12 protein-coding genes are annotated in these 11,594 nt (G+C 68.1%); 8 read left to right on the top strand and 4 right to left on the bottom strand.

What is annotated here, in order from left to right:
- Positions 1-16: 16 nt before the first annotated feature.
- The 6 genes from ACTIMF_RS13620 to ACTIMF_RS13595 all read left to right on the top strand — a co-directional run bounded on the left by ACTIMF_RS13620 (position 17) and on the right by ACTIMF_RS13595 (position 5,798).
- Positions 17-1,096, top strand: coding sequence for an AAA family ATPase (locus ACTIMF_RS13620; RefSeq protein ID WP_442350856.1), 1,080 nt, complete (start codon positions 17-19; stop codon positions 1,094-1,096).
- Positions 1,083-2,024, top strand: coding sequence for a DUF58 domain-containing protein (locus ACTIMF_RS13615; RefSeq protein ID WP_442350833.1), 942 nt, complete (start codon positions 1,083-1,085; stop codon positions 2,022-2,024). Before ACTIMF_RS13620 ends, ACTIMF_RS13615 begins: the two co-directional genes overlap by 14 nt.
- The gene (locus tag ACTIMF_RS13610) at positions 2,021-3,013 is read left to right on the top strand and encodes a VWA domain-containing protein (protein ID WP_442350832.1); all 993 of its coding nucleotides are present in this window, start codon (positions 2,021-2,023) and stop codon (positions 3,011-3,013) included. Before ACTIMF_RS13615 ends, ACTIMF_RS13610 begins: the two co-directional genes overlap by 4 nt.
- Positions 3,014-3,092: 79 nt before the next feature.
- Positions 3,093-3,827, top strand: coding sequence for a 3-oxoacyl-ACP reductase FabG1 (fabG1, locus tag ACTIMF_RS13605; RefSeq protein ID WP_442350831.1), 735 nt, complete (start codon positions 3,093-3,095; stop codon positions 3,825-3,827).
- A gap of 47 nt (positions 3,828-3,874) precedes the next feature.
- Positions 3,875-4,708 carry an NADH-dependent enoyl-ACP reductase InhA gene (inhA, locus tag ACTIMF_RS13600; protein WP_442350830.1) on the top strand — a complete coding sequence of 278 codons (834 nt, stop codon included), beginning with the start codon at positions 3,875-3,877 and terminating at the stop codon, positions 4,706-4,708.
- A gap of 1 nt (position 4,709) precedes the next feature.
- A complete protein-coding gene (locus tag ACTIMF_RS13595; RefSeq protein WP_442350829.1) occupies positions 4,710-5,798 on the top strand; it encodes a ferrochelatase in 1,089 nt (362 codons plus the stop codon).
- Between the two features lie 5 nt (positions 5,799-5,803).
- Here the strand turns inward: ACTIMF_RS13595 and ACTIMF_RS13590 are convergent, their stop codons facing one another.
- Positions 5,804-6,652 (bottom strand): serine/threonine protein kinase, encoded by an 849-nt coding sequence (locus ACTIMF_RS13590; protein WP_442350828.1) that lies wholly within the window; start codon positions 6,650-6,652, stop codon positions 5,804-5,806.
- Between the two features lie 69 nt (positions 6,653-6,721).
- Between ACTIMF_RS13590 and ACTIMF_RS13585 the strand changes: the two genes are divergently transcribed.
- Complete coding sequence (locus ACTIMF_RS13585) at positions 6,722-7,561, top strand: DUF3097 domain-containing protein (protein WP_442350855.1); 840 nt, start codon at positions 6,722-6,724, stop codon at positions 7,559-7,561.
- Positions 7,562-7,570: 9 nt separating this feature from the next.
- On the opposite strand, the gene ACTIMF_RS13580 is transcribed toward ACTIMF_RS13585, so the two are convergent.
- The 3 genes from ACTIMF_RS13580 to ACTIMF_RS13570 all read right to left on the bottom strand — a co-directional run bounded on the left by ACTIMF_RS13580 (position 7,571) and on the right by ACTIMF_RS13570 (position 9,561).
- Positions 7,571-8,164, bottom strand: coding sequence for a hypothetical protein (locus ACTIMF_RS13580; protein ID WP_442350827.1), 594 nt, complete (start codon positions 8,162-8,164; stop codon positions 7,571-7,573).
- Entirely contained in the window at positions 8,161-8,742 is a 582-nt protein-coding gene (locus ACTIMF_RS13575; RefSeq protein ID WP_442350826.1) for a hypothetical protein, read from the bottom strand. Before ACTIMF_RS13575 ends, ACTIMF_RS13580 begins: the two co-directional genes overlap by 4 nt.
- Positions 8,743-8,820: 78 nt before the next feature.
- Entirely contained in the window at positions 8,821-9,561 is a 741-nt protein-coding gene (locus tag ACTIMF_RS13570; RefSeq protein ID WP_442350825.1) for a TVP38/TMEM64 family protein, read from the bottom strand.
- A gap of 111 nt (positions 9,562-9,672) precedes the next feature.
- On the opposite strand from ACTIMF_RS13570, the gene ACTIMF_RS13565 reads away from it, so the two are divergent.
- On the top strand, positions 9,673-11,592 hold the full coding sequence (locus ACTIMF_RS13565; protein WP_442350824.1) for a methylmalonyl-CoA mutase family protein: 1,920 nt from the start codon (positions 9,673-9,675) through the stop codon (positions 11,590-11,592).
- Positions 11,593-11,594: the final 2 nt, after the last annotated feature.

Genomic DNA, 11,594 nt, shown 5'->3' with positions numbered 1-11,594 from the left:
AACGGACAGTCCGGACCTGGTACTCACCGCCGAGGACTCGAAGGTACTCGAACGCGCGATGTACGAGGTCAAGCGCGTGATCGTCGGACAAGACAAACTGGTCGAGCGCATCCTCGTCGGACTCCTCGCCAAGGGCCACATCCTGCTCGAGGGCGTGCCAGGCGTCGCTAAGACCCTCGCAGTCGAAACGTTCGCCACGGTGATCGGCGGCAGCTTCTCGCGCGTGCAATTCACCCCTGATCTCGTGCCGACCGACCTGATCGGTACGCGCATCTACCGCCAAGGCCGTGAGGAGTTCGATACTGAGCTCGGCCCGGTCGTCGCGAACTTCCTGCTCGCCGACGAGATCAACCGAGCACCGGCGAAGGTGCAGTCGGCCCTGCTGGAAGTGATGGCGGAGCGGCACGTGTCCATCGGCGGTACGACATACCCGATGCCGGAGCCGTTCCTGGTGATGGCCACTCAGAACCCGATCGAGAACGAGGGCGTCTACCCGCTCCCCGAAGCTCAGCGCGACCGCTTCCTGTTCAAGGTGATCGTCGACTACCCGACGGTCGAGGAGGAACGCGAGATCGTCTACCGGATGGGCAACATCCCGCCGTCGGCCACGGAGATCCTCGACCCCGAGACCACCAAGCTCCTGCAGGCGAAGGCCGCGAACGTATTCGTCCACCACGCGCTCGTCGACTACGTGGTCCGCGTCATCAACGCGACGCGACGACCCGTGGAAGTCGGTCTCACCGAGGTGGAGCAGTGGCTGGCATACGGCGCGTCGCCCCGCGCGACACTCGGCATCGTCGCCGCGGCCCGTGCACTCGCGTTGATCCACGGACGTGACTACGTGGTCCCGCAGGACGTCGTCGAAGTGATCCCGGACGTGCTGCGGCACCGTTTGGTGCTCAGCTACGACGCACTGGCCGACGAGGTCACCACCGACCACATCATCACCCGGATCCTGCAGACCGTCGGGCTGCCGCAGGTGAGCGCCACCCCGGTCGGACAACCGCAGCAGGCAGTGCCGCAGCAGGCCCCGCAACAACAGCAACAGGCACCAGCGGCGAACGGTGCGGATCAGCAGGGTCATGCCGGGCGCTAGCGGCTACCCGTCCTTTCACGAGGGGACCCTCAACGATCCACAGCTGACGGCGGCGCTCAAGTCCCTCGAGTTGACCGTGCGGCGCAAGCTCGACGGAGTCCTCCAGGGCGAACACCTCGGCCTGATCCCGGGTCCGGGATCGGAACCGGGCGAAGCACGTCCGTACCAGCCGGGCGACGACATCCGCCGCATGGAATGGTCGGTGACGGCGCGGACGTCGACACCCCACGTACGTCAGATGATCGCCGACCGTGAACTCGAGACGTGGTTCGTCGTCGATGCGTCGGCCAGTCTGGATTTCGGCTCCGGCGACCGGACCAAACGGGATCTCGCGGTCGCGGCGTGTGCTGCGCTCGTACACCTGACTGCCGGCGGCGGCAACCGGCACGGGGCGATCGTCGTGACCGGTGACGACATCGTCCGTATCCCCGCACGTGCGGGCCGAGCGCACGACCGTGCGCTCCTCAAGGCGGTGGCGACCACCGAGCGCAGTGCGCCAGGTGTTCGCGGCGACCTCAACGCAGGTTTGGAGGCGCTACGACGTCCCCTGCGCAGGCGCGGGCTCGCCGTGGTCGTCAGTGACTTCCTCGGCCCACTCGACTGGACCCGATCGCTGCGTGCGATCGGCGCTCATCACGAACTCCTCGGTGTCGAGGTCCTCGACCCACGTGACATGGAGATCCCCGATGTCGGCCAACTGACGTTGCGCGACGCCGAGACCGGTGAACTGCTCGACGTCGACGCCACACCGCAATTGCGTGCCGACTTCGCCGCCGCGGCCCGTGTGCACCGCGAGCAGGTGCATAGCGAGTTCCGGGGGAGCGGCGGACCCGTCATGTCGCTGCGCACCGACCGCGACTGGATCGCCGACACCGTGCGGTTCGTCGGCGAACGACGACGCGGAATGGCGGCGGGGGTGGCCCGATGAGCGACTGGTTCGCCCACCCGTGGTGGCTGTTCTCGATCCTGCTCGTCGTCGCACTCGTCGGCGTTTACGTGTACGTGCTGCGCAAACGCAAGGCGCGCGCGCTCGCGTTCTCGAACATGGACGTCCTCAAGTCGGTCGCCCCGGCGAAGTCGGACCGCTTCCGGCATGTTCCGTTCGCGATCCTCGCCGTCGGACTGCTGCTGTTGACGGTCGCGCTCTCCGGACCGATCGCCGAACGCGAGGTGGCACGCAACCGCGCGACCGTCGTCCTCGTCGTCGACGTCTCGCAGTCGATGAAGGCGACCGATGTTGCTCCGTCGCGACTGCAGGCCGCTCAAGCGGCAGGCAAGCGGTTCGCCGACGAACTGACCGACGGAATCAACCTCGGTCTGGTCTCGTACGCCGGCACTGCGTCCACGCTCGTCTCGCCGACACCGGACCACGATCGGACGAAGTCAGCGCTCGACAATCTGAGACTCGCCGAGAAGACCGCGACCGGCGAAGGCATCTTCGCCGGCCTGCAACTGGTTCAGACGCTCAATGCAGCGCTCGGCGGAGACGACGCCGCACCGCCCGCTCGGATCGTGCTGCTCTCGGACGGCAAGCAGACCGTTCCGCAGAGCCCCGACGACCCGCGGGGCGCGTTCACCGCGGCACGCAAGGCGAAGGAGGAGGAGATCCCGGTGTCGACGATCTCGTTCGGCACCTTGCACGGGACCGTCGACATCGAGGCACCCGGCGGCGGTGTCGAACGTGTCGGGGTTCCGGTCGACGACGAGTCGCTGCGCACCATCGCGAATCTGTCGCACGGCGACTTCTTCACGGCGTCCAGCCTGGACGAACTCAACAAGGTGTACGACACCCTGCAGAAGCAGATCGGCTACGAGAAGGAACGTGGCGACAACTCGCGGCCCTGGCTGCTGGCCGGGACACTGCTCGCGGTCGTGGGAGCGATGGCTGCGCTCCTGCTCAACCGCAGGCTCCCGTGATCGATCGAGCCGTTTTCCCGGCAGCAGTCGCAGAGACCGCGTTCGCAGCAGCGTTCGCCCTGAGATAGGTTGATCAACCATGGCAGAGACGACACAGATTCCCGAGCAGACCCCTCGTTCGGTCCTCGTGACGGGCGGCAACCGCGGCATCGGGTTGGCCGTCGCGCGTCGGCTGACGGCAGACGGACACAAGGTCGCGGTGACCCACCGCGGTTCGGGCGTTCCGGACGGCCTGTTCGGCGTGCAGTGCGACGTCACCGACACCGCTTCGGTAGAACGCGCCTTCGCTGAGGTCGCTGAGCACCAGGGGCCGGTCGAGGTCCTCGTCTGCAACGCGGGCATCGACGACAACATGCTGCTGATGCGACTGTCCGAGGAGAGCTTCACCAACGTCATCGACGCGAACCTGACGGGTGCATTCCGTTGTGCGAAGGTCGCGACCAAGGGGATGCAGCGTGCGAAGTTCGGCCGGATGATCTTCCTGGGGTCCGTGGTCGCGATGTCCGGGGTCCCCGGCCAGGCGAACTACGCGGCGTCCAAGGCCGGACTGATCGGGATGGCACGATCCATCGCCCGCGAGCTCGGGTCGCGCAACATCACCGCCAACGTGGTCGCGCCCGGATTCATCGACACAGATATGACCGCTGGGATGGAGGACCGATACATCGAGATGGCGAAGCAGGCGATCCCACTCGGTCGCACCGGCAAGCCCGAGGACGTCGCGGCCGCCATCAGCTTCCTGGCCTCCGACGAGGGCGGCTACATCAGCGGCGCGGTGCTGCCCGTCGACGGCGGCATGGGCATGGGCCACTGAGCCGAGCCCCCGTCCACCCTTACCAATCTCTCGAGTAGGAGCACTCCGTGACCGGCATTCTCGACGGCAAGACGGTTCTCGTCACCGGCATCATCACCGACGCATCGATCGCGTTCCACACCGCGAAGGTCGCGCAGGAGCAGGGCGCCACGGTGATCATCACCGGCATCCCCGAGCGTCTGCGTCTCATCGACCGCATCGCCAAGCGTCTCCCGCAGGAGGTGCCGCCTGCCATCGGGCTCGACGTCACCGATGAGGAGAGCCTCGGTGCGTTGGCCGGCGCGATTCGCGAACTCGCTCCGCAGGGCATCGACGGACTCGTGCACTCGATCGCGTTCGCACCGAAGACCCTCATGGGACCCGATGCCGTGCCGTTCCTGGAGGGACCGGGCCCCGACGTCGCTCGGTCGTTCGAGATCTCCGCGTGGAGCTACGCGTCGCTCGCTCGCGCAGCGCTTCCCGTCATGAACGAGGGCGGTGCGATCGTCGGGATGGACTTCGATCCACGTACCGCGCTGCCGGACTACAACTGGATGGGCGTGGCCAAGGCGGCCCTCGAGTCGGTCAACCGCTACGTCGCCCGCGAGGTCGGCGAGGCCAAGCGGGTCCGTTCCAACCTGGTGGCTGCCGGTCCGATCAAGACGTTGGCGGCGAAGGCCATCTCGGGAACCGCCACCGACGACGCCAAGAAGTTGAACATGCTCAACGAGTACTGGGACGGCGCGTCGCCGATCGGCTGGAACGTCGACGACCCGGGCGTGGTCGGCACCAGTGTGTGCACGCTGCTCTCGGACTACCTGCCCGCGACCACCGGTTCGATCGTCTACGTCGACGGTGGCGCGAGCCACAACACCTGGTTCCCGGACAATTTCCTCTCCTGACATGTTCGGAGAAGATGAGAGTACGGGAGGCGCGCCGTTCGACGCGGTCCTGTTCCTCTCGTTCGGCGGGCCGGACGAACCCGCCGACGTCCGACCGTTTCTGGAGAACGTGACACGTGGTCGGGGAGTGCCTCCGGAACGGCTCGACGCCGTGGTGGAGCACTATCTGCATTTCGGTGGGGTGTCGCCGATCAACCAGTTGAATCTGGACATGATCGACGCGCTGCGTACCGAACTCGATGGGCGAGGACGGTCGGAGTTGCCGATCTATTTCGGCAACCGGAACTGGCATCCGTTCGCTGCCGACACGCTGTCGAAGATGGTGGACGGCGGGCATCGCCGCATCCTCGTGTTTCCGACCTCGGCGTGGGGCGGGTACTCCGGCTGTCGGCAGTATCACGAGGACATCGAGAAGGCCTTCGCTGCGGTGTCGGGAACTGGCGTCGTGCTCCGCAAGCTGCCGCAGTTCTGCGACGAACCCGAGTTTCGGGGCGCCGTCGCCGACAGTGTGCGCGCCGCTGTGGACGAGTTCGCGGACGGTCCGCGTCCCCGCCTCGTGTTCACGGCGCATTCCATCCCGGAGTCGGCCGATCGGGCGGCAGGACCTGCCGCGGACGGCGGTCGTCTGTACTCACGGCAGGTCGCCGATGCGTCCGCGGCCGTCGCTGGACTGGTGGGCGTCGACGAGTTCGACGTCGTCTGGCAGTCGCGGTCCGGCCCGCCGCAGGTACCGTGGCTCGCCCCCGATATCTGCGACCATCTGCGGGAGCTGTCTGCGGACGGGGTGTCGCGTGTGGTGGTATGTCCGATCGGGTTCATCTCCGACCATCTCGAAGTGGTGTGGGACCTCGACACCGAGGCCGCGGAGGTCGCTGACGAACTCGGGATGCAGTACGTCCGGACGGCGACCGCGGGTACGTCCGCACGGTTCGTGTCGATGGTCGCCGACCTGATCGAGCGGTACGCGGACGGTGGTGGCGACGTCACCGCGATGGGGTGCGGCGAGAACGGCGGCATCTGTCGGCCCGACTGTTGCGTCCCGGTCAAGCGGCCGGTCCGTTCAGTGGCCGCCCAATCAGCTTCTGCGTGACCCGGTCAGCTTCTGTGTGACCGCCGGTAGTCGACGATGCACGTGTTGATGGCAGCGGTGCGTGCCGTGCGCGTCAGCGCGGTGAGGCTGCGGAGTCGTTCGTCCGCGAGATCGTGTTGTGTCCCGGTCACCCCCACCGACGGGGTGCCTGCCAGCGCGACGATGGCGTCGATCTGCGCTGCCGAGGCGAGCACTCGATCCACTCGCGGATTGTCGTGCGGGGGAAGGTTGACACGTCGCGCCTGCGTCATCCCGGCGAGTGCGTCCCGCAGGTCGGCGGGCGAGGACGCGCGCGCCCCGGACAGCCGCGCGATGATCTGGGCGGCCTCGCCGACCGCATCGCGCAGTTCGTATTCGAATTCGCCGAGCGGGAGGTCCGCGGACAGGCGGTCGACGGAGATCGGTGTCTGCGACCGCGTCAGCGACCACCGGCAGCGTTCAGGGGTGCCGCGCGCGATCAACGCGAGGGCGTCGACGGGGCCCTCTGCGCCCGCGGGTCGGGGATCGATCAGCAGGACTTCGCCCGCGGTCATCGCGGAGTCGGTCAGTGGATCCGGCGGCAGGCCCTGCGCGTCGCCGGGAGCAGGCATCCGGACCGCGAGGTGGGCATTGCGCGCCAGGAGATCGAGGAGAGCCAACGCTCCCTGAGCCTGGTGGCCGAGGCCATCGGGTCGATCGAGTGCACTCGAGATCCCGGACTCGTCGATCCCGTCGAGTTCGTGCGCCTGCGCGAAGTCGTAGAGCGTGTGCAAGACGTCGTCGGGCGCACAGCGGCGAGCGTCTCGGGCCGCCGCCCAGACTGCGAGAGTCGACGTCGGCCAAGCCCGCAACATCGTGATTCCAGGTGTGGTCATCGCCTGCCAACGATACGCGGAGCGCCTCACCGGGTGGCCTGCCCGCATGCCCTAGGGTTGTCGACCGTGATGGACGATCGTTACGGCCGCGACGTGCTGGCCTCTCCGCGTAAGAGTAAGCCGAAGGCTCCCGAGGTCGCGGCCGAGCCAGACCTCGTCGTGGAGGACGCTGCAACCGGATTCTGCGGAGCAGTGGTCGGTATGGAGCGCAGTTACTCCGGCGACATGGTGCGCCTGGAGGACCGACACGGCAGAATCCGCGTGTTCACGATGTATCCGGCCGCGTTCCTGATCGACGGGCGGCCGGTGACGCTGGTGAAGCCGAAGGGACGGGGGCCCAACGCGCCGGAGACGATCCGGACCGCCTCCGGTTCACGCGCGCTTCCCAAGCAGCGCGCTCGCACCGCGCGCGCCAGCCGCATCTTCGTCGAGGGCGTGCACGATGCCACGCTTCTCGAACGCGTGTGGGGCGACGACCTGCGCGCCGAAGGCGTCGTGGTAGTGAGTCTGGACGGCTTGGACAATCTCGACGAGGCGCTCGCCGAATTTGAGCCGGCGTCGAACCGTCGGGCAGGAGTCCTCGTCGACCATCTGCTCGCGGGCACGAAGGAAGCCAAGCTGACCGACGAGGTCGGCGAGAACGTACTCGTGTGCGGGCACCCCTACATCGATGTGTGGGAGGCGGTGAAGCCTACCTCCGTCGGCATCACGTCGTGGCCGACGATCCCGATGGGGACGGACTGGAAGACCGGCGTCTGCAACGAGCTCGGTTGGGGGACGCCGCGCGACGGATGGCGGCGTGTGCTGGCAGGCGTATCGAGTTTTCGCGACCTCGAGGTCCCGTTGCTGCGGAGCGTCGAAGAGCTCATCGACTTCGTGACCGTCGGTCCGGACGCGGCCGATCAGTGACGGGCCGCGTCACAGCGCGACGAGCCAGCCTATCCCGGCGACACCGCACGCCCACATCACCGAGGCGAACGTCCCGAGGATGAACTGTTCGCTCGCTCGCGGCGCTCGCAGTTCGGAGAACCGCGCCAGGCTCTTGACCGCCAGAATCACGGCGAGCCCCGCAGGCCATGCCAAGAGCAGGCAGGCGGCGACGCTCGCCCGTTCGAGCATGCCGATGACCCGGCCGCCGCGCAGCGGAGTCTGATCGGGTTCGTCGGCACTCGGATCGTCGTGGTTGTCGGCGCGGGTGGGAATCCCGCCTGCGGCCAACACGAGGCGGACGACACTGCTCCCCGTTGCCGCAGCGGTGGCGACTGTGAGAGCGGCGGTGATCGCGAGGGGCCCTTCGGCGACCGGGTCGGCTACCCACGCGACGACGGCCGCAACGATCAGGACGAGCGCACTGACGGCTGCGGTCGCTCCGTCGGCCAGGAGGACCGTGCGGTCAGTGATCGTGGTGTCAGCGGCGAGTCGGTGCCGTATGACGGCGCCGACGATCGACACGAGCACCGCGATGATGAGGAGCGCCGGAACGATCACGGTGGCGAATCCTGGGGCGATCACGACGCGTCCGCTTCGGTGAGGAGCCGCACCAGGAGGTCTTCGGCGGGCTGCTGCAGGTCCCATCCGGCGGCGGCCAGGCGCGAGGACATCGCCTGCGGCGTGATGCCCAGGCGTTGCGCCGCGCTCGCTTGAGTAACGCCTGTCCGCATCAAGTCCACCGCGTTGCGCCCTGCGTCGGAACGGTTCGCGAGGATGTCGACGAGGAGAACGGCGGCGGTCTGGGCATGGGCGGCCCAGTCGGAGGCTCCGATTACCCGGATCCGGCGCCGGTCGTGTTTCGCGGATTCGACGGCTTCGCGGGCGGCTTCGAACGCTTGACCCCGGCCGGCGCGGGTCGCTGCGGGCAGCGGCAGGTCGACGGCACCGACGCCGAGACCGACACTCCAGTTGCCGGTGACGGCGAGGTCGACGGCGACCGCGGCGACCTCGTCCGCGGCGTCGAACACGGCTTGGACCTCATCGCCTGCGGTGCGATCGAACGGGCGGACGGTGCGGGCTGATGCGTACCGATCGAGCACATCGGGGACCCGGTCGCGATCGGCTCGGCTGCCGCGTTGGTCGACGGTGAGTACGAACATCACCACCTCGAATCATCAAGCCGTAGTCATTGATATCTCTAAATCAAGGATAGAGACCTGATTACCTTGGGGCAAGCCTCAGTCATTGACAGGAAGTCGGGCGTCGACGATCAGTCCGATCAATCCGATGGTGAACAGACCGCCCGACACGAACACCATCGCCGGATGTGTCTCTCCGGTCAATGCGTCGGCGAGGAACACCACGGCTGCCGTACCGGGGGCCGAACCCGCGATCGAGGCGAGAAGGTAAGGAGCAGGTCGCACGGCCGAGAGCCCTGACACGTAGTTGACGAGCGCGAAAGGGCAGACCGGGATCAGGCGCAGCGAGCCGACGGCGAGCCAACCGCGTCGCGCCAACCGATACTCGATGGTCGCCACTATCGGCTTGGCGAGCAGGGGAGCGACCCTCGCCCGGCCCAGTCTGCGGGCGAGGAGGAAGGCGGCAGCCGCGGCGGCCGTCGCGGCGGCCAACGATCCACCGAATCCGAGAGCCGGACCGAAGAGCACACCCGCCGCCACCGTGAACGGTGTCCGCGGGATCGGAGCCGTCGTCGCCAGGGCGTAGACGCCGAAGAACAGCAACGGAAACCACGCCCCGAGGCTGTCGGACCATTCACGGGCTTGCGCGATCGACGGCAACGGAACGAAATACGCGCCGACGAGCAGCGCGAGGACGACGACGGCTCCGACGGCGACTCGCCGCGTCACCTCGGAACGGCGGTCGATCGCCGATTCGGACGGTCCGTCGAGCACCGGCGCACCCTCGAGTGCGACGGCCACTTCGGTCAAGCCTTCTCGGCCGTGTGCATCAGGGCGCATCGACACTGATCTTACGATGAAGGTCACAGGCTGGTGCCGTGGCCGAGCGATCGATCGGTTAAGGTGCTTGCGTCACGTTCCTACTCGCGTACGACGGAAGGCTGCTGACCCATGACGGCAGGTGAGAATCCGGTGGATCCCGAACTGAGCCAAGCGTACGACCGCTGGACGACAGCGGCGGCCGGTGTGCTGGCCAAATCGGCACGCGTCAGTCCGGAGGAGTTGTCCGAGAGCCCCGAGTCGCTGTTGTCGACCCCGACGAGGGATGGCGTCGTAGTCCGCCCGCTCTACACCCGCAAGGACGAGGCAGACGAGCCCGGCGTGCCTGGCGTGTTCCCGTTCATCCGCGGCGCCGACCCGGCACGCGACGTCACTCAGGGGTGGCGAGTCACCGAACGCTTCGGCGACGCCTCCGGAGAGACGGACGCATCCGCGCTCAACGAGTCGATCCTGGATGCGACGGCCAATGGCACCAGCGGTCTATGGCTGGCCATCGGCGACGGCCTGGGCACCGACGACCTCTCGACCGTGCTCACTGGGATCTACCTCGATCTGATGCCGGTGACACTCGATGCGGGTGCGGACGGGATCGCAGCGGCTCGCGCGTTCCTCGCCGCCCTCGAGTCGGCTCCTGCGGCCCCGGAGAAGGCCCCGACCACCGCCGCGACCACGCACAGCCTCGGCCTGTCCCCCTACACGGCGGCGTTCTCCGGACGCCCGAGCGTCTCGATGCCCGAAGCTGCCGCCCTCGCCGCCGAAGCCCCGGCAGGCGTTCGCACCTTTCGTGTCGACGGCACCGACTTCGCGCAGGCGGGGGCATCCAACGCCCAGGAGCTGGGGCTGATCGTCGCTGCCGCCGTCGCCCACATACGCGACGCGGTCGCCGCCGGACTCGACACGGCCGCCGCGCTCGGCCAGATCACGTTCGGCGTCTCGATCGGCGACGACCAGTTCGCAGGCATCGCGAAGCTCCGTGCCCTCCGAACTCTCTGGGCGCGCGTCGCCGAGGTGCTCGGTGCGCCCGAGTCCGGTGCCGCCGTGACCCACGCCGTGACCGACCTCGCGATGTTCACCCAGCGAGATCCATGGGTGAACATGCTCCGCAGCACCGTCGCCGCGTTCGGCGCAGGTGTCGGTGGCGCCGACCAGGTCACCGTGCACACCTTCGACGCCGCGATCCCGATTGACTCGCGAACCTCGCGCACCTCCTTCACTCGCCGTATCGCTCGCAACACGCAGTTGGTTCTCCTCGAAGAGTCGAACCTGGGTCGTGTCCTCGACCCGGCAGGCGGCTCGTGGTACGTCGAATCACTGACCGCCGACCTCGCGGCCGCAGCGTGGGCCGTGTTCACCGACGTCGAGCGCAAGGGCGGGTACCAGGCCTCGCTCGACGCAGGCGATGTCGCCGCCCAGGTGTCACAGGCACTCGCCGCTCGCGAGGACGCCGTCGCGCACCGTACCGCGCCGGTCACCGGAGTCAGCGAGTTCCCGAACCTCGGCGAGCCGGCGCTGGCCGACGGCTCGGCCGACACGGAGGATCTGCCGACCGCCGCTCCCAACCTGGCGCGTGTCGCACGCCGGTTCGAGGCGTTGCGCGACCGCGCTGACGCCGCCCCGTCGCGTCCCCGGCTGCTCATGCTCCCGCTCGGCCCGATCGCCGAGCACAACGGCCGAACCACCTTCATCGCGAATCTGCTCGCAGCGGGCGGCATCGACGCGATCAACCCCGGCCCGTTGACCCCCGCCGAGATCGGCGCAGCCGTCGAAGCGAACGCGAGCGACGTCGCCGTCCTGTGCGGCACTAAGGCGCGTTACGCGGACGACGGGGCAGCGGCGGCCGCTGCGGCACGCGCCGCGGGCGTCCGTCGACTCCTGGTCGCAGGCCCCGAACGCGAATGGGCCGCCGCGGAGCCTATCGACGGCCACCTGAAGGTCGGCATCGACGCGGTCTCGGTCCTGACCGACCTACTCGACGCGCTGGTACTCGAGACGACCACTGACACTGCCCCTACTGCAACTGCGGGAGCGTGAGC

It is taken from the genome of Gordonia sp. (in: high G+C Gram-positive bacteria), assembly GCF_052106715.1.
Taxonomy (GTDB): Bacteria; Actinomycetota; Actinomycetes; order Mycobacteriales; family Mycobacteriaceae; genus Gordonia.
Note: the sequence above shows the minus strand (reverse complement) of the source record. Positions and strands in the feature narration are given on the sequence as shown.

Bases quoted from the DNA above. Each gene is read 5' to 3' on its own strand.
- ACTIMF_RS13615 (WP_442350833.1), top strand. From the start codon at position 1,083: ATGCCGGGCGCTAGCGGCTACCCGTCCTTTCACGAGGGGACCCTCAAC.
- ACTIMF_RS13610 (WP_442350832.1), top strand. From the start codon at position 2,021: ATGAGCGACTGGTTCGCCCACCCGTGGTGGCTGTTCTCGATCCTGCTC.
- fabG1 (WP_442350831.1), top strand. From the start codon at position 3,093: ATGGCAGAGACGACACAGATTCCCGAGCAGACCCCTCGTTCGGTCCTC.
- ACTIMF_RS13595 (WP_442350829.1), top strand. From the start codon at position 4,710: ATGTTCGGAGAAGATGAGAGTACGGGAGGCGCGCCGTTCGACGCGGTC.
- ACTIMF_RS13590 (WP_442350828.1), bottom strand. From the start codon at position 6,652: ATGACCACACCTGGAATCACGATGTTGCGGGCTTGGCCGACGTCGACT.
- ACTIMF_RS13585 (WP_442350855.1), top strand. From the start codon at position 6,722: ATGGACGATCGTTACGGCCGCGACGTGCTGGCCTCTCCGCGTAAGAGT.
- ACTIMF_RS13575 (WP_442350826.1), bottom strand. From the start codon at position 8,742: ATGTTCGTACTCACCGTCGACCAACGCGGCAGCCGAGCCGATCGCGAC.
- ACTIMF_RS13570 (WP_442350825.1), bottom strand. From the start codon at position 9,561: ATGCGCCCTGATGCACACGGCCGAGAAGGCTTGACCGAAGTGGCCGTC.
- ACTIMF_RS13565 (WP_442350824.1), top strand. From the start codon at position 9,673: ATGACGGCAGGTGAGAATCCGGTGGATCCCGAACTGAGCCAAGCGTAC.